Annotated in this window: 21 protein-coding genes and 1 tRNA gene; 10 read left to right on the forward strand and 12 right to left on the reverse strand. The window is 68.5% G+C overall.

All coding sequences use genetic code 11. The features are described from left to right. Window positions 1-9: 9 nt before the first annotated feature. The 6 genes from AC3A3J_RS10395 (at window position 10) to AC3A3J_RS10420 (ending at window position 4645) form a co-directional block, all read left to right on the forward strand. Window positions 10-939 carry an SPFH domain-containing protein gene (locus tag AC3A3J_RS10395; RefSeq protein ID WP_487672201.1) on the forward strand — a complete coding sequence of 310 codons (930 nt, stop codon included), beginning with the start codon at window positions 10-12 and terminating at the stop codon, window positions 937-939. Next, on the forward strand, window positions 936-1712 hold the full coding sequence (locus tag AC3A3J_RS10400; protein WP_487672202.1) for a glycerophosphodiester phosphodiesterase family protein: 777 nt from the start codon (window positions 936-938) through the stop codon (window positions 1710-1712). Before AC3A3J_RS10395 ends, AC3A3J_RS10400 begins: the two co-directional genes overlap by 4 nt. Before the next feature lie 105 nt (window positions 1713-1817). Further along, window positions 1818-2201 (forward strand): RNA polymerase-binding protein RbpA, encoded by a 384-nt coding sequence (locus tag AC3A3J_RS10405; protein WP_487672203.1) that lies wholly within the window; start codon window positions 1818-1820, stop codon window positions 2199-2201. A 204-nt stretch (window positions 2202-2405) separates the two neighbouring features. Continuing rightward, the gene (locus tag AC3A3J_RS10410) at window positions 2406-2459 is read left to right on the forward strand and encodes a chloramphenicol resistance leader peptide (protein ID WP_011113070.1); all 54 of its coding nucleotides are present in this window, start codon (window positions 2406-2408) and stop codon (window positions 2457-2459) included. Between the two features lie 21 nt (window positions 2460-2480). Further along, window positions 2481-3656, forward strand: a complete 1176-nt coding sequence (cmx, locus tag AC3A3J_RS10415; protein ID WP_487672204.1) for a chloramphenicol efflux MFS transporter Cmx — start codon at window positions 2481-2483, stop codon at window positions 3654-3656. Continuing rightward, the gene (locus tag AC3A3J_RS10420) at window positions 3656-4645 is read left to right on the forward strand and encodes an IS481-like element IS5564 family transposase (RefSeq protein ID WP_011113072.1); all 990 of its coding nucleotides are present in this window, start codon (window positions 3656-3658) and stop codon (window positions 4643-4645) included. Before cmx ends, AC3A3J_RS10420 begins: the two co-directional genes overlap by 1 nt. Here AC3A3J_RS10420 and lnt read toward each other — a convergent pair. From lnt to AC3A3J_RS10465, 9 genes are read right to left on the reverse strand one after another with little or no spacing between them, the layout of a single operon-like run. Next, window positions 4642-6171 carry an apolipoprotein N-acyltransferase gene (lnt, locus tag AC3A3J_RS10425; RefSeq protein WP_487672205.1) on the reverse strand — a complete coding sequence of 510 codons (1530 nt, stop codon included), beginning with the start codon at window positions 6169-6171 and terminating at the stop codon, window positions 4642-4644. The two genes, AC3A3J_RS10420 and lnt, sit on opposite strands and share 4 nt — an antisense overlap. Before the next feature lie 2 nt (window positions 6172-6173). Next, a complete protein-coding gene (locus AC3A3J_RS10430) occupies window positions 6174-8648 on the reverse strand; it encodes a DEAD/DEAH box helicase (RefSeq protein ID WP_487672206.1) in 2475 nt (824 codons plus the stop codon). Then, window positions 8645-9409, reverse strand: a complete 765-nt coding sequence (gene tatC / locus AC3A3J_RS10435; protein WP_487673098.1) for a twin-arginine translocase subunit TatC — start codon at window positions 9407-9409, stop codon at window positions 8645-8647. The genes AC3A3J_RS10430 and tatC overlap by 4 nt, the downstream gene beginning before the upstream one ends. A gap of 53 nt (window positions 9410-9462) precedes the next feature. Continuing rightward, window positions 9463-9726 (reverse strand): twin-arginine translocase TatA/TatE family subunit, encoded by a 264-nt coding sequence (locus tag AC3A3J_RS10440; RefSeq protein ID WP_487672207.1) that lies wholly within the window; start codon window positions 9724-9726, stop codon window positions 9463-9465. 28 nt (window positions 9727-9754) lie between these two features. After that, the gene (locus tag AC3A3J_RS10445; RefSeq protein ID WP_487672208.1) at window positions 9755-10747 is read right to left on the reverse strand and encodes a helix-turn-helix transcriptional regulator; all 993 of its coding nucleotides are present in this window, start codon (window positions 10745-10747) and stop codon (window positions 9755-9757) included. After that, window positions 10744-11739, reverse strand: coding sequence for a helix-turn-helix transcriptional regulator (locus AC3A3J_RS10450; protein WP_487672209.1), 996 nt, complete (start codon window positions 11737-11739; stop codon window positions 10744-10746). The genes AC3A3J_RS10445 and AC3A3J_RS10450 overlap by 4 nt, the downstream gene beginning before the upstream one ends. After that, window positions 11739-12671, reverse strand: a complete 933-nt coding sequence (locus AC3A3J_RS10455) for an FKBP-type peptidyl-prolyl cis-trans isomerase (protein ID WP_487672210.1) — start codon at window positions 12669-12671, stop codon at window positions 11739-11741. Before AC3A3J_RS10455 ends, AC3A3J_RS10450 begins: the two co-directional genes overlap by 1 nt. A 10-nt stretch (window positions 12672-12681) precedes the next feature. Next, entirely contained in the window at window positions 12682-13701 is a 1020-nt protein-coding gene (locus AC3A3J_RS10460) for a tRNA (adenine-N1)-methyltransferase (protein WP_487672211.1), read from the reverse strand. Continuing rightward, entirely contained in the window at window positions 13698-14381 is a 684-nt protein-coding gene (locus AC3A3J_RS10465; protein ID WP_487672212.1) for an HAD family hydrolase, read from the reverse strand. The genes AC3A3J_RS10460 and AC3A3J_RS10465 overlap by 4 nt, the downstream gene beginning before the upstream one ends. A gap of 92 nt (window positions 14382-14473) precedes the next feature. On the opposite strand from AC3A3J_RS10465, the gene AC3A3J_RS10470 reads away from it, so the two are divergent. Beyond that, complete coding sequence (locus tag AC3A3J_RS10470) at window positions 14474-15322, forward strand: PAC2 family protein (protein WP_487672213.1); 849 nt, start codon at window positions 14474-14476, stop codon at window positions 15320-15322. A gap of 12 nt (window positions 15323-15334) precedes the next feature. Here AC3A3J_RS10470 and AC3A3J_RS10475 read toward each other — a convergent pair whose 3' ends face one another. Together AC3A3J_RS10475 and AC3A3J_RS10480 are read right to left on the reverse strand one after the other, a co-directional pair. Next, the gene (locus AC3A3J_RS10475) at window positions 15335-16159 is read right to left on the reverse strand and encodes an undecaprenyl-diphosphate phosphatase (RefSeq protein ID WP_487672214.1); all 825 of its coding nucleotides are present in this window, start codon (window positions 16157-16159) and stop codon (window positions 15335-15337) included. Between the two features lie 40 nt (window positions 16160-16199). After that, the gene (locus AC3A3J_RS10480) at window positions 16200-17495 is read right to left on the reverse strand and encodes a M20/M25/M40 family metallo-hydrolase (RefSeq protein ID WP_487672215.1); all 1296 of its coding nucleotides are present in this window, start codon (window positions 17493-17495) and stop codon (window positions 16200-16202) included. A 112-nt stretch (window positions 17496-17607) separates the two neighbouring features. Between AC3A3J_RS10480 and AC3A3J_RS10485 the strand changes: the two genes are divergently transcribed. The 3 genes from AC3A3J_RS10485 (at window position 17608) to AC3A3J_RS10495 (ending at window position 18681) form a co-directional block, all read left to right on the forward strand. Next, window positions 17608-17690, forward strand: a tRNA-Leu gene (locus AC3A3J_RS10485). A 77-nt stretch (window positions 17691-17767) separates the two neighbouring features. Next, a complete protein-coding gene (locus AC3A3J_RS10490) occupies window positions 17768-18397 on the forward strand; it encodes a glycosyltransferase (RefSeq protein WP_487672216.1) in 630 nt (209 codons plus the stop codon). Beyond that, entirely contained in the window at window positions 18394-18681 is a 288-nt protein-coding gene (locus AC3A3J_RS10495) for a hypothetical protein (RefSeq protein ID WP_487672217.1), read from the forward strand. The genes AC3A3J_RS10490 and AC3A3J_RS10495 overlap by 4 nt, the downstream gene beginning before the upstream one ends. A 48-nt stretch (window positions 18682-18729) precedes the next feature. On the opposite strand, the gene AC3A3J_RS10500 is transcribed toward AC3A3J_RS10495, so the two are convergent. Beyond that, window positions 18730-19824, reverse strand: coding sequence for a VIT1/CCC1 transporter family protein (locus tag AC3A3J_RS10500; protein ID WP_487672218.1), 1095 nt, complete (start codon window positions 19822-19824; stop codon window positions 18730-18732). Between the last annotated feature and the right edge of the window lie 95 nt (window positions 19825-19919).

The following is a 19919-nucleotide window of genomic DNA, read 5'->3' on the forward strand; positions in this document are numbered from 1 at the left end:
GAGACATCTGTGAACGACTCCTCGTTCATCCCGACCGCGATCCTTTGGATCCTCGCCATCGCGGTCATCATCTTCGTGGTGGTGACCGTCGCGCGCTCGATCCGGATCATCCCGCAGGCCACCGCCGGGGTCGTGGAGCGCCTCGGCCGGTACCACAAGACCCTCACCCCCGGTCTGAACATCCTCGTGCCGTTCATCGATCGGCTGCGACCGCTGATCGACATGCGCGAGCAGGTCGTCTCGTTCCCGCCGCAGCCGGTGATCACCGAAGACAACCTCGTCGTGTCGATCGACACGGTCGTCTACTTCCAGGTGACGGATGCCCGCGCGGCGACCTACGAGATCGCCAACTACCTGGGTGCGGTCGAGCAGCTGACCACCACCACGCTCCGTAACGTCGTCGGTGGCCTCAACCTCGAAGAGGCACTCACCAGCCGGGACAACATCAACGGCCAGCTGCGCGTCGTCCTCGACGAGGCGACCGGCAAGTGGGGCATCCGCGTCGGACGGGTCGAGCTCAAGGCGATCGATCCGCCCGTCTCGATCCAGGACTCGATGGAGAAGCAGATGCGCGCCGAGCGTGATCGCCGCGCCGCGATCCTCACGGCCGAGGGAACCAAGCAGTCCGCCATCCTCGAGGCCGAAGGTCTGCGGCAGGCCGAGATCCTCCGCGCCGAGGGCGACAAGCAGGCCGCCGTGCTCCGCGCCCAGGGTGAGGCCGAGGCCATCCAGAACGTCTTCAGCGCGATCCACCAGGGCGCGCCCGACGAGAAGCTCCTCGCCTACCAGTACCTGCAGATGCTGCCGAAGATCAGCGAGGGGCAGTCGAACAAGCTGTGGATTATTCCGAGCGAGCTCACCGAGGCGCTCAAGGGGATCGGCAGCGCCTTCACGCCGAAGCCCGGCCAGCCCGGGTCGACTCCTCCCCCCGGCGTGTGACCCACCCGTACTTCGACAAGACGCGGCATCCCCGAGTCCTCGCTCACCGCGGTCTCATCACCGCGGCGGGCGAGGACTCCGGCGTCTGGGAGAACACAGCCGCGGCGTTCGCGGCGGCGCACGCCGCGGGTGTCGAATACATCGAGACCGACTGCCGCGTCACCGCCGACGGTGACGTCGTCCTCTTCCACGACGAGACGCTGCAGCGCCTGACCGGCGATCCCCGCCCGGTCCATACGATCCGCACGCGAGAGCTGAGCCGGATCTTCGAGGCGCACGGCGGCATCCTCACCGTCCGCGAGGCCCTCGATCTGTTCCCGTCGACGCGGTTCAACATCGACGTCAAGACGCTGGCCGCGGCCGCTCCCCTGGGGCCCGTGCTGGCCGAACACACGCACCGCACGCTCGTGACGAGCTTCGCGGACCGTAACCGGCGCGCGACCGTCGCCGCCGTGCTGCGAGCGGGCGCAGGACTGCGGCCCGCCACCTCCGCGGGACTCCGCACGATCGCCGCAGTACGGGCGGCGAGTGCGGTGCGGCTCTCCCCCGGGCGTGTCCTCCGCGGCATCGACGCCCTGCAGATCCCTGAAAGACGCGGCCCTCTCACCGTCCTCACCCCCGCGCTGCTGCGCGCCGCACGATCCCACAGCGTGGAGGTGCATGTGTGGACGGTGAACGCCCCTGCCGAGATGCGGCGCCTCGTCGCCTCCGGTGTGGACGGCATCGTGACCGATCGCGCAGATGAGGCGCTCACGATGCTCGCGCGCGACTAGTCGCCAGCGCTGGGATTCCGCTGTGAATCGCGTCAGGACACCGGTTGCGTGGATGAAGCGCACAGGCTGGAGCGTTATACCTGACAGCGACGAGAGGACCACACAATGGCAGATCGCAGCCTCCGCGGCATCCGACTCGGCGCCCAGAGCCTACAGAGCGAAGAGGGCGTCGTTTTCATGGAGCGCCGTGAAACCACCTACACCTGTGACACCTGCGGGCACGTCACGAACCTGATGTTCGCGGCAGACGCCGAGCCTCCGCAGACCTGGGAGTGCCGCTCGTGCGGCGCCGAGGCCCGGCTCAACGTCGACGGCCAGGCCGTCACGCTCGAGACGACCGACGAGAAGGCCGCCCGCACCCACTGGGACATGCTGATGGAGCGCCGCACGCGAGCTGAGCTCGAGGAACTGCTGGAAGAGCGCCTCGCCTTCATCCGCGCCCGCCGCGGGGCGGGAGAAGATCCCACGCGGGAGAAGATCGGCGCCTAGCTGTGATGTCCAGGGACGTTGTTCTGGCCCCCGCCCGTAATGACACCGTGCCGATTCAAGAAGTATCTGTCCAGACCGCTTGCCATTGAAGGCATGGTAGAGTTTGGGGCATGTCGAGTCCCGAATCAGACAGGTCAGGGGTTGTCGGTCACACCGCCAGCCCCTTGAACCACTAGTTACGACGCCCACGATCTGTGTGGGCGTATGTCTGGCGTACCCGGGGCGCTGGCCGTGGTGACAAGAAGAACCATTTCTTGATCTCACACCTCGGAGTACTCGATGCCTTTTGCCCTCTACATGCTTGCCCTGGCGGTCTTCGTCATGGGCACTTCAGAATTCATGCTCGCGGGATTGCTCCCCGCGATCGCGACCGAACTTGACGTCTCGGTCGGCACTGCGGGCCTGCTGACCTCCGCATTCGCAGTCGGTATGGTCGTCGGCGCGCCAGTGATGGCGGCATTCGCTCGCCGTTGGCCACCGCGGCTCACATTGATCGTTTGCCTTCTCGTGTTCGCGGGAAGCCACGTCATCGGAGCGATGACACCAGTGTTCTCTCTCCTGCTCATCACCCGGGTGCTCAGCGCTCTCGCAAACGCAGGATTCCTCGCCGTAGCACTGAGCACGGCCACTACCCTCGTGCCAGCGAACCAGAAGGGGCGTGCACTGTCGATCCTGCTCTCCGGCACGACGATCGCAACCGTCGTGGGCGTCCCCGCCGGCGCGGTCCTCGGCACAGCGCTGGGCTGGCGAACGACGTTCTGGGCGATCGCCATCCTCTGTATTCCCGCGGCCGTTGGAGTCATTCGTGGCGTCACGAACAATGTTGATCGGAGCGAGACTAGCGCGACCTCACCAAGGCTCCGTGTCGAGCTCAGCCAGTTGGCGACGCCGCGGCTCATCCTGGCCATGGTACTCGGAGCGCTGATCAACGGAGGGCTCTTTGCGGCATTCACCTTCCTGGCACCCATCGTGACCGAGACCGCGGGCTTGGCCGAAGCGTGGGTGTCCGTCGCGCTGGTGATGTTCGGCATCGGATCGTTCCTTGGCGTCACGATCGCAGGACGACTATCAGATCAACGACCTGGCCTCGTGCTCGCAGTCGGCGGACCGCTATTGCTGACAGGCTGGATCGTGTTGGCAGTGGTCGCATCTCATCCCGTTGCGCTTATCGTCCTCGTCCTCGTTCAGGGATTCCTGTCGTTCGGCGTCGGCAGTACTCTGATCACGCGTGTGCTGTATGCAGCATCGGGTGCGCCAACGATGGGCGGTTCGTACGCAACCGCAGCATTGAATATCGGAGCTGCAGCGGGGCCCGTGCTTGGTGCGCTCGGGCTCGCGACCGGGCTGGGGCTGCTCGCGCCGGTTTGGGTCGCTTCGGTGCTGACAGCGATCGCTCTCGTCATCATGCTTCTCACCAGACGCGCGCTTACGAAGACCGCGGCGGAGGCCAATTGATGACCCATCCGAACGCTCTTCTCACTCCTCGTGCCCGTCTCCGGTTAGCTCGGCTGATTGTCGAAGACGGCTATCCGGCCACGATCGCCGCAAAGATGTTCATGGTCTCCCCGATCACTGCCCGGAAATGGGCAGGCCGCTACCGGGAAGAGGGTGAGTTTGGGATGCAGGATCGCTCCAGCAAGCCGCACCGGATCCCAGGCAGGACGCCCGAGCATGTCAAGAAGAAGATCATCAACCTGCGCTGGCGGCTTCGACTGGGGCCAGCCCAGATCGCTGCGCGACTTGGTCTCTCGACGTCGACTGTTCACGCGGTCCTCGTCCGTTGCCGCGTGAACCGCCTCTCGCATATCGATCGTGTCACTGGCGAGCCATTGCGGCGATATGAGCATCCTCATCCGGGATCGTTGATTCATGTCGATGTCACGAAGTTCGGCAACATCCCCGACGGCGGTGGACATCGTTACGTAGGTCGGCAGCAAGGCGCACGGAACAAGCTCGCGACTCCGGGATTACCACGAGGAAAAGATCACAAGCCGCGCACCGGGACGGCGTTCGTTCACACAGTCATCGACGACCACTCCCGCGTCGCATACGCAGAAATCTGGTCGGATGAGCAGGCGAGCACAGCGGTGGGAGTTCTCGAACGCGCCGTGGCCTGGTTCGCCGAACGAGGCGTGACCGTCGAGCGAGTCCTATCCGACAACGGGTCGGCATACAGATCCCACGCATGGAGGGACTTCTGCGCTCGGCTCGGCATCCGACACAAGCGGACACGCCCCTACCGGCCGCAGACGAACGGGAAGATCGAGCGATTCCACCGCACGCTCGGGGACGGCTGGGCCTATGCCAGGTTTTACGGTTCAGAGGCCGAACGACGCCTGGCGCTGCCCGGCTGGCTCCACTTCTACAACCACCACCGACACCACTCTGCGATTGGCGGCGTACCCTTCGACCGACTCAACAACGTCCCTGGACATCACACCTAGCGCCGCCGGGCGCGCCACCACCCGACGACCAGCGCGCCCAGACCTCCCCAGAACAGCGCCTGCTGCACCCAGGGTCCCAGCAGCACACCCGCCGTGAGGCCGGAGCGGAGCTCGACATCCTCGAGCATCGCCCCGGCCTCATCTGCGTCGAGGCTCGTCACGGTCGTCCCGTCGGGGCGGATGATCTGGCTCGTCCCCACGGTCGACACGTTCACCACGCTGCGGCCCGTCTCGATCGCGCGCATGCGGGCGAAGGCCAATTGCTGGAGATTCTCGTCCGTTCCGCGGAAGTCCGCGTTGTTCGTCTGGAACACCAGCACCTGCGCACCGTCGGCGATGCCCTCGTGGATAACGTCGTCGTAGATGACGTCGAAGCAGATGGCGAGGCCGACGGGAACCCCATTGACGTCGACGACGGGTGCGTTCGTACCGGGGGTGTACTCGCGGCCGATTAGGCCGATGAGATCGGGCGCGAGGGCGTAGTAGAAATCGCGGTCGGGAACGTACTCGCCGAAGGGCACCGGATGCCGCTTGTCGTGCGTCTGCTCCGCTCCCCCGTCCTGCGTCCACAGCATCGACGTGTTCCAGTACCGCTCGTCGCGTGCGGTCGCGGCGTTCGCCAGCAACGGCGCGCCGATCCGCGTCGTGACGAGCGTCATCTGCCGCGCAAGCGTCTCGTTCTGGAACGGGTCGGTGTCGAGTCCGCCCTCCGGCCAGACGAGCAGATCGACGTCCTCGCCGTAGAGCGGCTGCGTCGCCTCGGTCTGCGCGCGCACCACCGCGAACGGAGACCGTTCGTCGAAGTATCCGGTCGGCCCGTTGCCCTGCACCGCCGCGATCCGCATCGACCCGGCGGCGGCGGTCGGGAAGATCGGCGTCACGACGAGCAGCACGGCGATCGCCGCCGGGACGAGGAGAGGCGCGGGGCGACGCCACAGCCCCAGCCGCATCGCTTCGATCAGCATGGCCACGACGAGCACCATCAGGAAGCCGAGACCGCCGACACCCACCCAGGAGGAAACCGGCGCGAGCGGGCTCATCGCCTGCGTCATGCCGACACGAGCCCAGGGGAATCCGCCGTACGGCCATGACCCGACGAACACCTCGCGGCCGATCCATAGCGCCGCGATCACGGTCGGGAGGACGAGCATCCGCCCCCAGGTGCCCGGAAGCGCACGCGGGATCCAGCGGTACGCCAACGTCAACGGAACGAGGCCGAGTGCCGTCAGTCCCCCCTCGACGACGCTCAGAGCCGCCCACGGCACGGGCCCGAGATACCGCGACGTCCAGGACACCAGCAGGGCGTAGAACACGAGGCCGTACACGAGCCCGACGAGCAGCGCTCCGCCCGCCCGTCGCCCGATGAGCGACAGCAGAAGCAGCGCGACAGCCGGGAACGCCAGAATCCAGACGCCCGCCTCCGGGTAAGAGAGGTCCATGAGCAGCGCCGACGCGGCTGCCGCGGGGAGAGCCAGCGAGAGAGGGAGCAGCGCGCGGCGACGGACGCCGCGTTCCTTCGTCTCCATCGTCACATCGACGAGTACGCCACGATGCCGCGGCGCACTCCGTCGAGGGCCGCGCGCGCAGTCCGTGCGAGAGCACCGTCCTCGGCGACGATCGACAACTGATCGAGGAGGTCGATGGTCTGCTTCGCCCACCGGACGAAGTCGCCGGCCGCCATGTCGGCCTCGACGAGAACGCGGTCGAGCATGCCGCCGCGCGCCCACGAATGCATCGCACCGGCGAGCCCGGCGGACAGCGGTTCGCTCCCGGGCAGGTGGTGGTCCTGTTCGAGATCGTCGAGCTCGGCCCAGAGCGTCGTCGTCTTCTCGTACGCCGAACGGAAGGCCCCGCGCGGCAGACCGCGCTCCCCCGCGTTCGCCTCGTCGCGGCGCGGTTCGTACACGAGACAGCACGCCATCGCGGCCAACGACGGGGCATCGAGACCCGACCACAATCCCTGCCGCAGCGATTCGGCGACGAGCAGATCTCGTTCGCCGTAGATGCGACGCATCGTCCGACCCGACTCCGTGAGGGTCATGTCGTCGCCCTCGCGGCGCAGGTAGTCGAGCGTCTCGAGCACCTCCACCACACGGTCGAAGACGCGCGCCACGGTCCCGGTGCGCGTCTCGATCTGACGACGGATGCGGTCGGTCTGGCGCTTGAGCTTCCAGTACCGCTCCGCCCACCGCGCGTGCGCCTCGCGATCCGGGCAGCGGTGGCAGGGATGACGCTGCATCGATGTGCGCAGCTGCTGGATGCGCTTCATCCGCTTGTCCCGCGCACTGCGCGGCGCCTGGGCGTCCTGCCGATTCTTCTTCTCGAGATCGCTCAACTCACGACGGATCGTCGAGTACTCGACGAAGTCGCCGTGCTCGCAGGTCATCGACGCACGGTAGCCGTCGAGAGACGCCTCGGCCTCGCGCACCTGGCGTGCGAGGCCGACGACGGCCCGGTCGGCCTGGAACTGCGCGAACGACGACTCCAGCACCTCGCGCGCACGCGCCTTGCCGAAGAGATCGATCAGGTTGACCGCCATGTTGTACGTGGGGCGGAAGCTGGAGTTCAGCGGATACGTGCGCCGCGAGGCGAGCGCGGCCACAGCCTGCGGGTCCATGCCCTCGGTCCACTGCACGACCGCGTGTCCCTCGACGTCGATACCCCGGCGCCCCGCACGACCGGTGAGCTGCGTGTACTCGCCCGACGTGATCGCGACCCTGGCCTCGCCGTTGAACTTCTCCATCTTCTCGAGCACCACCGTACGAGCCGGCATGTTGATGCCGAGAGCGAGGGTCTCCGTCGCGAAGACGACCTTGACGAGCTTGCGCTGGAAGAGTTCCTCGACGACCTCTTTGAACGCCGGGAGCAGCCCCGCGTGGTGCGAGGCGATCCCGCGCTCGAGGTTGTCGAGCCACTCCCAGTAGCCCAGAATGCCGAGGTCCTCCTCCTGGAGAGTACGGGTCCGGTCCTCCACGATCGCCCGGATCTCGTTTCGTTCCTCGACCGTCGTCAGCCGCACACCGGAGCGTCGCACCTGCTGCACCGCCGCATCGCAGCCCACGCGGCTGAAGATGAAGAAGATCGCGGGCAGCAGGTTCGACCGCTCCAGCAGAGCCACGACCTCCGGGCGATCCATCCGCTCGATCCGGCGGGTGTTCGACGGGCGGACCGGTCGCTGACCGCCGCGCGGCGGCCGCTTCGCCTGACGGCCGGCGTGCCGATTGCTCGCGTACGACTGCGCGCGGCGGTTGTTGTCGTAGTGCGACCCCGTGAACGATCGGATGCGCATGAGCTCCTGGTTGACCTGGGCCGTCGCGACTCCCGCTCGGTCGTCGAAGAGCGGAAGGAGGTCGTCGCGGACGAGCACGTGCTGCTCGAGCGGCACCGGACGGACCTCGGAGACGATGACCTCAGTGTCGCCGCGCACGGTGTCGAGCCAGTCGCCGAACTCCTCGGCGTTCGAGACCGTCGCACTCAAGGATACGAGCCGCACCGGGGCCGGGAGGTGGATGATCACCTCTTCCCAGACGGCACCGCGGAACCGGTCGGCGAGGTAGTGCACCTCGTCCATGACCACGTAGCGCAGATCGCGCAGCGCCGCCGAGTCGGCGTAGATCATGTTGCGCAGCACCTCGGTCGTCATCACGACGATGCGGGCGTTGCCGTTGATGTTGGTGTCTCCCGTGAGCAGCCCGACGTCGTCGGCGCCGTACACGTCGACCAGCTCGCGGAACTTCTGGTTCGAGAGGGCCTTCATGGGCGTGGTGTAGAAGGCCTTGTCGCGCGGCGTCTGCATCGCGAGGTGGATCGCGAACTCGCCGACGATGGTCTTCCCCGCACCCGTCGGCGCGGCCACCAGAACGCTGTGCCCGTTCTCGAGGACATGGCAGCCGGCGACTTGGAACGGGTCGAGGTCGAAGCGCTGACGAGCGGCGAACGCCGCGGTCTCGGGATGCTCGGAGGCGCGACGTGCGGCGGCGTAGCGCTCGGACGGTGAACTCATACGGCTCCCGGAAGCAGCCCCTCGGCGGCCTCTCTCTTGTGACGGCGGCGGTCGAAGAGGATCGACAGCCCTGCCGCGGCGAAGTACAGCACGACCAGGATGCCGGCGAGCAGCAGCATCGAGAAGATGTCGGCGGCCGGCGTGGTGATCGCCGCGAACAGGCAGGCGATGAGGATCGCGACGCGCCACCCGCGGAGGATCGCCCGGCCGCTCATGACGCCGGCGACGTTCAGCGCGACGAGGAACACCGGCAGCACGAACGAGATGCCGACGACCAGCACGAACTTGAAGATGAAGTCGTAGTACTGCTTCGCGTCGAAGTAGTTGACCCCGCCCTCCGGCACGAACGTCGACATGATCTCGATCACGTGCGGGGCGACGAGAACCGCGACGTAGCAGCCCGCGAAGAACAGCGGGATCGCGGCACCCACGAAACTGAGGGTGTACCGGATCTCCTTGCGCGTGAGCCCGGGCATGACGAACGCCCACACCTGCCACAGCCATATCGGCGCGGAGAGCAGGAAGCCGATCGCCAGCGCGATGCGCATGCGCAGGTCGAACCCCGAGGAGACCGCGGAGAAGACGAGCTGCGCGAACGGCGTCTCGGTGGCGCGCTGTTCGTCGAGGATCCGGATGGGTGCTGTGATGAACCAGATGATGGGGTCGGTGACGAGGAAGGCCACCACCATGCCGACCGCGAGGCCGGCGACGGCGATGATGAGGCGTTTGCGTAGCTCGACGAGGTGCGCCGCCAGCGTCATCCGACGCTCGCGGGGCGGCTTCTCGGGCGACGCGAGGGGGATCTCGCTCACGCCTACGATGTCTGCGGTGGCGTTTCCGGCTTGGGCGCGTCGCTCGTGGCCGTCTGGTTCTGCACCGTGCCATCGGTGGAGGCCGGGGTGGTGCCATTGGTGTTCTCGGCCGCGTCTTCGGCCTTCATCGCCTTCATCTCACCGCGGAACACACGTGCAGACTGTCCCATGCTCTTCGCCAGCGCCGGCAGTTTCGCCGCACCGAAGAGGAGCAGGATGATGATGAGGATGATCCACAGGTGCGGACCCGCGAATAGATTGCCCATGAGAGTCTCCTCGTAGTTTCGTGCCAGTCTACCCGGCGTCGTTGAGCGTGGGCTGATGGTACAGGGCGAGTCCTGCTGCCGCCCACTCCCGGGTGGCCGCACGGGCGATCCCGGGCTCGAGCACCTCGAGCGCTCCCCCGAACCGTGCGGCGATGCGCTTGATGCCCCGCGGATCGGCGAGATGCAGGTGCGCGGTCACGACGCCGTCGCTCGACTCCACATCGTCGGCCGACAACAGCCCGCCGAGCAGCGGCGCCAGCCGATCCGGGAGCCGGACCGCGACCTGGCGATCCTCGACGCCCTCCGAGAAGGCCTCGGGCACCTGGTCGCCGCCGTGGGTGATGGGGATGTCGGTCAGCGTCGGCGCGCTCACACGATCGAGATGGAAGGTGCGCATGGCCTGACGCATGTGGCACCACCCCTGCAGGTACCACTGGCCGTTCGTGATCAGGATCTGCACCGGGTCGACGGTGCGCGTGGTGATGGGGGCGTCCGGCGCCTGATAGCGGAACGAGAGCGCCCTCCCCTCGTGCAGACCACGTGCGACCGCTTCGCGCACCTCGTCGACGGCGCTCGGCGCGACGACGACCTCTGCGGGGGCGTCGGCGGCGCCGCGCGACAGCTTCGAGATGAGACCGGCGACGAGACCCGAATCCGAGACCGCGGGTACCGCGGCGACCATCTGCAGACCGGCCAGGAGCGCGGCCGCCTCGCGGGCGGTGAAGCGCGGGACGCGGCGCAGGGCGACGTCGTTCGTGATCTCGATCACGTCTTCCTGTTCGAGCAGATCCCAGTTGATGTCGAACATCTCCTGCGGCTGCTGCCAGAAACCCGCCTCGCCGGGGAGACCGATCACCGTGAGCTTCTCGATCATCGCGCGCATCTCCCGCGGCGAGACCCCGAACTCCTCGGCCGCTTCGGCCACGGACACCTGGCCGTGTTCGAGCACGTACGGGACGAGAGTCAGATACAGCCGCACCCGATCGGAGGCGAGCAGAGGACGCGATGCCGCAGCACTCATCGTCGTTCCTCCTCTCGATCGGCATGGACTCGGGCGACCGCGGTCAGACGGAGGACGACCGCGTCCCGCAGGGCATCCGGCTCGACCACGCGGACCTCGGGGCCGTACGACGCGAGTTCGTCGGCGAGGATGTGCAGGTCGACGAACGGTACGCGGATGCCCTGGACGGCCGGGGTCGCACGGCGTCCCAAGCGCAGGGCGGCCTCGGTACCCGGAGTGACTTCGAGCAGCGCCGAGTGGGCGGCGGCGACCGCCTCCAGTCCGGACAGCGCACGCTCTCCCGCATTCTCCCGCAGCGCCGGGTCGAACGGTTCTGCCGTGATGGAGACCGCACCGACGATGCGGCTCAGGAGGAACGTGCGGTCCTCGCCGAGGTCGACGTCGACGCCGAAGACGTGCCAGCGCGCCTCGTAGTCCACCAGTGCGAGCGGGCGCACCCGCCGACGCCGGGCGGCGTCCTCACCGGGCTTCAGGTAATCGAACACCACCACGCGGGTCTTCTCGATCGCCTCCTGGAGCGGCGCGAACGCGGCGTCCCGCGCCGTGATCCGCGGCGCGAAACCGATGATCGGCTCGTCGCCGTCGATGCCGAGCGCGCGGATCTTGCGCACCCCGGACTGCGCGTCGCCCGAGACGGACTCCGCACTCCAGACACTCCCCGCCAGCTGCAGCACGGCGAGTTCGGCGGGGCTGAACGCGATGTCCTCCGGCAGGTCGTACTCCGCCTGCGGAATCCGGTAGCGCGCCTCGCGGAGATCGTTCGGGTCCGCCGCGTCGCCGATCGTCTCGACGGGGATGCCGAGGGCACGGAGCTCGTCCTTGTCGCGCTCGAACATCTTCTCGAGCGCGTCGCTGCGCGTACCGGCCCCGGCGCGCTGCCGGTAGCCGGACACGTTCTCGAGGATCTGCTGCTTGGTGAGCCCGATCTCCGTGGCCATCAGCGCCACCACGAGGTTCGTGAGGCGCTCCTCCGCGGGAATCCGGGCGGCCATCACGGCGAGGGGACGGGGACGGCACCCAGGATGTCGACGACGAAGGCCATGGCCGCTGACCCCTCTGTCTTCGGCGCCACGATGAGCACCTGCGAGCCCACGGTGTGACCGACGAGAGCCTCGGCGATCGGAGGTGCGAGCTGGGCGAAGTCGATGATCGGCGCGTCGCCCCACGTGGTGCGCAGCACCTGCTTGTCGTCCCACCCCACGGCGGTGAAGTGCACGAGCGGCAACTGGTCGGCGGTCAGCTTCTCGCCGTCGCCCTCGATCAAGGTCTGCACGGTCTGCTTGTCGGGCGCATCCACGTCGGGGATGATCACGCCGGGCGTGCCGTCGGGAGCCCGCACGACGGTGGGCATGTTGCGGGCGTCGTTGAAGCGCAGCGCACCCTCGGCCTTCGGGAGATACACGTCGACGACGTCGAGCACGAAGACGGCGGCGCCGTCGTCTTCGATGCCGAAGTTCGCGGCGTTCTGCGGGCCGAAGTCCTCGGGGGTGAGCGCCGCGACGACCCGCGAGCCGGCCGTCGCGCACTCGAGCGCCGGCGCGAGGCCGGGCACGCGCTGCGCCCACTGGTCGATGGTGATGGGCGCGCTGGTCGCCTCGTCGAACGGCTCGTCGTAGATCTTCTCGCCGGTGCTGCCGTCGTAGATCGACAGCTGCAGCAGCATCGCCTGGCCGTCGTCTGCCAGCGCGCGGCCATCGCCCACGACGAGGTCGGCGAACGAGCTCTTCGGCGTGGACAGCGGCGTGAACAGGTCGACGTCGGTGCGACCGCCGATGTCGCCCTCGACGGAGACCGCATCGCGCAGGTCGGTGTTGCCGCCCGCGCGCTCGCATGCGGCGTCGCCGGAGGTCGGCGCCGCCGTGCACCCGGTCAGAGCGAGGACGGCGAGGCTGAGGGTGGCCAGAGCGGCGGACGTTTTACGCACGCTCTCCAGTCTATTCGGTGTCCTGCTCCGATTCGCGCGCGGAGGCGGCGATGCGTGCTCCCTCGGCCGCCCTGGCGGCTTCGCGGGCGCGCTTGCGCAGGTTCTTGTCGCTGATTTCGCGGTCGCCCACCGCCCCCGGGGTCCACATCTCGACGTCCTCGTCGCCGTAGCTCGATTTCGAGGCCCGGCGCTTGACCGACGGCGCGACGGCGCCCGGAGCGAGGCGACGCGCCGTCAGCAGGAACCCCGTGTGCGCGACCATGCGGTGGTCAGGACGGACGGCGAGCCCCTCCACGTGCCAGCCGCGGACCATGGTCTCGGAGGCGTCGGGGTCGGTGAACAGGCCGGTGCTGCGGATGTACTCCGCCACCCGGGACAGCTGGGTCGCGGTCGCGATGTAGCAGAGCACGACACCCCCGGGCGTCAGCGCGTCGGCGACGACGTCGATGCACTCCCACGGCGCGAGCATGTCGAGGACCACGCGGTCGACCGTGCCGGCCGGCAGCGTCGACGGCAGCGCCTCGACGAGATCGCCGACGACGACCTCCCACGTCGACGGCGTCGCGCCGAAGAACGTCTCGACGTTGCCGCGAGCCACCTCGGCGAAGTCGTCACGACGCTCGAACGAGACCAGCCGGCCCGCCGGACCGACCGCCCGCAGGAGCGAGAGCGAGAGCGCACCGGATCCGACCCCCGCTTCGACCACGGTCGCGCCGGGGAAGACGTCGGCCTGCATGACGATCTGCGCGGCGTCCTTGGGGTAGACGATGGCTGCGCCGCGCGGCATCGACATCGCGAAGTCCCGCAGGAGGGGCCGCAGCGCCAGGTAGTCGTGTCCGGAGCTGTTGGCGACCACCGAGCCGTCGGGGAGGCCGATGAGGTCGCGGTGGCGGAGCACGCCGTGGTGGGTGTGGAGCTCTCCGTCCTGGCGCAGGGTCACCGTGTGCAGGCGCCCCTTGGGCCCCGTGAGCTGCACCCGGTCGCCTTCGCGGAAGGGGCCGCTCGGCCGATGGCTGTGGTTCTCGGTCATCGTGCGGCTCCTGCCGTGGTCGTGCGGCGGTCGTGCAGGTCGAGGAGATCGGCCGCTCGGCGTCCCTCGAGCGTCGGCCAGAGTTCGTGCGCGCCCGCGTCGTCGAGCGGCACGATGTGCGGGACACCGAGCGTCACAGCGCCCGAGGCGACGCCGGCCCGCACGCCCGTCGGTGAGTCCTCGATGACGATCGCATCGGCGATGTCGACGCCGAGCAGCGCCGCGGCCTGCAGGTACGGCTCGGGGTGGGGTTTGGGGTTCTCGACATCGTCGCCGGCGACGACGAGGTGGAACGCGGGGAAATCGATGAGCTCGACCACGCTGAGCGCCATGCGGCGCAACGACATCGTCACGAGCGCCGTGGGGACGCCCGCGTCGTGGAGGTCGAGCAGGAGCTCGCGCGCACCCGGGCGGAAGGGAACCCCGTCGGTGCGGAGCATCCGCTGCACCTCGTCGGTGAGATGGTCGACGATCGCCTGCGGCTCGAGGCGCACCCCCGCGCCCTGGAGGATGATGGCGCTGTCGATGAGTCCGCTGCCGACGAGCTGGAGACCGTCCTCGTGGGTCCAGGTACCGCCGAACGATTCGACCAGGCGGGTCTCCGCCGCCATCCAGTACGGCTCGGTGTCGACGACGGTTCCATCCATGTCCCAGAGGACGACGCGGGGCTGTGTGCTCACCGAGCCATGTTATCCGCCTGTCGCGCCCGACCTCCGCCGCGCGCGACTAGCCTGGGGGGATCGCATCGGCACCGGAACGGAAGGGGATCACGATGGATGTTCTCGGTTCGCGCATCGTGATCGTGGCCTTCGACGGGTGGAACGACGCGGGCGAGGCCGCGAGCAGCGCGGTCGCCGCGATGCGCGGCGACACCGCCTACGACCTCGTGCACTCCGTCGACCCCGAGCTCTACTTCGACTATCAGTACACGCGCCCGTCATCCCGCCTCGACACCGATGGCCGCCGGCGGCTCACCTGGCCGGAGGCCACGCTCTGGCGCCCGCGCGACCCCGGTCCCGGCACCGAGTTCTGGCTCTTGACCGGTGTCGAGCCCGCGCGCACCTGGCAGGCGTTCGCCTCCGAGTTCATCGACGTCGCCCTGCGCGACGATGTGACCGGGTTCGTGTTCCTCGGCGCCATGCTCGCCGACGTGCCGCACTCCCGTCCCATCTCGATCTTCGCGGCGAGCCAGAACGACCAGGTCCGCGAGCAGCTCGGTCTCGAGAAGTCGCTGTACGAGGGGCCGGTCGGCATCCTGAGCGTGCTCGAGCACTTCGCGGAGTCCGCCGGCATCCCCACGGCGACTCTCTGGGCCAGCGTTCCGCACTACGTCGCGAACTCCACGCCTTCTCCCAAGGTGACCCTCGCGCTTCTCGATCGCCTCGACGAACTCACCGGCGTCGACGTGCCGCGCACCTCGCTCCGCACGGAGGCCGCGGCCTGGGAGGCCTCGATCGATGCCGCGGCGGCCGACGACGAGGAGATGAGCGAGTACATCCGCCAGCTCGAGAAGACGCGCGACACGTGGGACTCGCCGGAGGCCTCGGGCGACGCGATCGCCCAGGAGTTCGAGCGGTACCTGCGTCGCCGCGGCGACGGCCCCGGCGACCACAAGCGCTGAGGCGCGTCGGACTCAGGCGGCGATGACGCCCGTGCCGAGCAGCACTAGGATGACCGATCCCAGAACGATGCGGTAGATCACGAACGGCAGGAAGCTGCGCTTCGAGATCCAGCTCATGAAGAACGCGATCACCCCGAGGGCCACGACGAACGCGATGCCGGTGGCCGCGAGCGTGTCTCCGAGCGAGAAGAACGACGGCTCTCCCCAGCTCTTGGCGAGCTGGTAGAAGCCGCTGCCGAACACCGCGGGGATGGCGAGCAGGAACGCGTATCGGGCAGCCGCTGCGCGTTCGTACCCGAGGAACAGGCCCATCGTGATGGTGCCGCCCGAGCGCGATACGCCGGGGACGAGCGACAGCGCCTGCGCGACTCCGAACGCGACGCCGTGGGGGTAGGTCAGCTGATTCAGGGCGCGCTTCTTCGCGCCGACGTGGTCGGCGATGCCGAGCAGCACGCCGAACACGATGAGCATGATCGCGACGATCCAGAGCGAGCGGAACACGGTCTCGATCTGATCCTGGAAGAGCAGACCGAGCACGACGATCGGGATGCTGCCGAGGATGATGAGCCAGCCCATGCGCGCATCGGGGTCATTGCGCGGCGCCTTGCCCACGAGCGACCGGAACCACTGCGTGATGATGCGCACGATGTCGCGCCAAAAGAAGACCACGACGGCCGCCTCGGTGCCGATCTGGGTGATCGCGGTGAACGCTGCTCCGGGGTCCTCGCCGGAGGGCAGGAACGTGCCGAGGATGCGCAGATGCGCGCTGGACGAGATCGGGAGGAACTCGGTGAGCCCCTGCACGATGCCGAGGATGAGCGCTTCGAGGAGATGCATGATGCCTTCTGAGGGTCGACGGGCGCGGATGCGCGGGCGCTCAGAACGAGCGCAGCAGATCGGCCAGCACTCGCTGGCCGAAGACAAGCGAGTCTACGGGCACACGCTCGTCGACCCCGTGGAACATCCCCGTGAAGTCGAGATCGGCGGGAAGACGGAGCGGCGCGAAGCCGTAGCCGGTGATACCCAGCGTCGACAGCGCCTTGTTGTCGGTACCCGCGCCGAGCAGGTAAGGGATCACCGGCACACCCGGGTCGTGTCGATCGAGGCTGGCCACCATCGCCTCGACGAGCTCGCCCTCGAACGGGGTCTCCATGCCGATGTCGCGCACGACGGTCTCGATCTCGATCTCGTCGCCGACGATCTGCTGCAGCTCGGCGAGCACCGCGTCTTCCGTGCCGGGCAGCACACGCACGTCGATGAGCGCCTCCGCGCGCTCGGGGATGACGTTGTGCTTGTACCCGGCGCTGAGGGCCGTGGGGTTGGTCGTGGTGCGGAACGTCGACCGCAGGAACGCTTCGGCGGGTCCGGCAGCGGCCGCGAGGGCGTCGGGGTCGTCGGTCCCCCGGCCCGTGAGCTCCGCGAGCCCCGCGATCAGCGCGGAGGTGGTCGGAGTGAGCCGCAGCGGCCAGCGCGTGCGCCCGATCTTCGCCACAGCCTCGGCGAGGGCGGTCACGGCATTGTCGTCGTGCAGACGGCTGCCGTGGCCCGCGCGGCCGCGGGCCACGAGACGGATCCAGATCAACGCCTTCTCCCCCACCTGCAGCAGGTAGGCGCGTCGATCGTCGACGGTGATCGAGTATCCGCCGACCTCGCTGATCGCGGTCTCCGCGCCGGCGAACCATTCGGGTCGATCGCGCACCACGAGCGCCGACCCCTCCACGCCGCCGTTCTCCTCATCGGCGAAGAACGCGAGCACCAGGTCGCGCGCGGGGCGCTCCCCCGCGCGCAGGATGTCGGCGACGGCCGTGAGGATCATCGCGTTCATGTTCTTCATGTCGACGGCCCCGCGGCCCCACAGCATCCCGTCCTGCACGATGCCGGCGAAGGGATCCACCGTCCAGTCCTCCGCCACTGCGGGGACGACATCGAGGTGGCCGTGCACGACGAGAGCCGGCAGCGAGCGATCACGACCCGGAACCCGCGCCATGACGTTGGTCCGACGAGGGATCGGCTCATAGGTCTCGACCTCGAGGCCGAGATCCTCGAGATAGGCGGTGACGTATTCCGCGGCCTCGCGCTCACCGTTCGCACGGCCGCCGCCGTAGTTCGATGTGTCGAAACGGATCAGGTCGGCCGCGACGCGCACGACCTCGGGGAGCGACGAGGGGGTCATGGCCCCAGGCTATCGAAGAGGCGTGCCACGCCCGGGCGTCGCGCTCGGTTCGAGCGGGGGTCGCGAACGTGGTAATGTCATTTCTCGGCCGGGAACGGCTGATCCAACACCTGCGCGGGTGGCGGAATGGTAGACGCGCTAGCTTGAGGTGCTAGTGCCCGATAGGGCGTGGGGGTTCAAGTCCCCCTCCGCGCACAGGCAAGAGGCCGGGAGTCGATGACTCCCGGCCTCTTCTGCGTCATGGACCACGACCGTTCGACAGGCAGGACGATATGACCAGCGATCCCACGTCACCGCGCCCCATCGCCGTCCTCACGGCATATCGCGCGCCTGCCGAATTGGCTGACCGCGTCCGGCAGCTCGGCACCCAGGTCGCCGTCGTCGTCATCGTCGACGACGGCTCGCACACCCTCTCCGCCCTCGATCTGCCCGAGCAGAATGTCGTCACCATCGACCTCGAGCAGAATTCGGGTATCGCTGCAGCCCTCAACCGCGGAATCGAACACGCGCGGAAGCTGGGCGCCACTCACATCATCACCCTGGACCAGGACTCCGCCCTCTCGCCCACCTACGTGGCCGACGCGATCGGCCTGCTCGACGACCTCACGATCGCGGGAAAGCAGCCGGCCGCCGTGGTCCCGGAGCGCTTCGGTGCGCACGGCATCGCCTCAACGCACTCCCCCGTGCTGGCCGACGACCCGATCCAGTCCGGACAGGTGATCCCCGTCGACGTCTTCGACGCGATCGGGGCTTCGATGAGCGCCTGTTCATCGACGCCGTCGACACCGAGTTCGTCATGCGCGCGCGAGCAGCCGGCTTCGACTTCTGGATCCTCCCCGATAGCTGGCTGGATCATGCCATCGGGGAGCAGGTACCCGTCGAGTTCTTCGGTCGCGAGGTGAAGATCTTCGGACGCACGCGGCAGCACTTCTATCACGCACCGTTCCGCACCTATTACGCGGTGCGTAACGGCATCGCTCTGTGGCACCTTCACCGACGCGGCAACACCCGCTGGTTGATCAAACGCACGCGAGGCCTGGTGTGGACGACGTTCCTCGCGGTCACGCTCTCTCCGGACAGGTGGCGGCAACTCGCCGCTGCAGCCCACGGCGCGTCTCACGGACTGCGTTTGCAACTCGGCCCGATCCCGACCCGAACCCTTCGCGCGATCACTGCACGGCGCTGAGGGGGACGCCCCTCAGCGCCGTGCAGTCAGCTTGTACGTCCCCGTTCGTCAGACCGCGCCGACGCCGAAGAGCAGCCCCAGGAGGTAGGTGATCGCGGCGGCGCCGAAGCCGATCGCCAGCTGACGCAGCGCGCGACGCAGGGGCGGTCCGCCGGAGAGGATGCCGACCATGGCCCCGGTGGTCAGCAGGGCGATCCCGACCAGCACGAGTGCCAGCACCACCGCAGCCGTTCCCGTGAGACCGAAGATCCAGGGCAGCACGGGGACGATCGCCCCCGAGGCGAAGAGCAGGAAGCTCGTGAGAGCGGCCATCCAGTCACTGCCGACGATCTCGTGCTCGTCGACGGCGTGCGTGCCGATCGGCCCGGTCGCGGTGCGGCGCACACCCTCCTGCGCGGCGGCGACGATGCGCCGCGCCTTCGCCAGGGCCTCCTCGGGAGCGACACCGCGCGCCCGGTAGACCAGGGCGAGCTCGTTCTCGTCGATGTCGAGGTCGTGCGCGGACGCCGCGGCGTCTTCGTTGGCCTCGGTCGCCGCAAGCAGCTCGCGCTGGGAGCGGACCGAGACGAACTCGCCCGCGCCCATCGACAGCGCACCCGCGAGCAGGCCAGCGACACCGCTGAAGAGGACGAACGATGAGCTGACCCCCGTCGCGCCGATGCCGAGCACCAGGGCGAGGTTGCTGACCAGGCCGTCGTTCGCCCCGAACACCGCCGCACGGAACGACCCCGACAGGCGCCGTCGGCCCCGCGCCGCGAGACCCCGGACGACCTCGTAGTGCACCTTCTCGTCGGCGCGCATGGCCGGCGTCGCGTACTGTTCCGCGTCGTACGGCGATCGCGCCTCCGCGACCTGAGCCAGCGCCAGCACGAAGATCGATCCGAAGCGGCCGGCCATCCAGCCGAGGAGTCGCGAGCGGATACCGGCCCGCGGCAGTCGCTGCGGGGTGCCGCCGAGGAGGTCGATCCAATGCTGCTCGTGTCGACGCTCGGCGTCGGCGAGTCGAAGCAGGATGTCACGCTCCTCCCCTGTCCTGCTCTCGGCGAGCCGCTGGTAGACCCGGCCCTCGGCGCGCTCCTCGACGAGGTAGCGCGCCCAGCGTCGACGGTCTGCGGCGGTGGGCTCGGCGAGCGGGGCGGTCATGCATCCTCCTGGACGATCGGGCAACCGTTCCACGCTAGCCGCGCGGCTGCCGACGACCGGCGTCGAGCCGACGATTGACAGCATTTCGGGCTTCC

Source organism: Microbacterium sp. Soil_N32, from assembly GCF_057655505.1.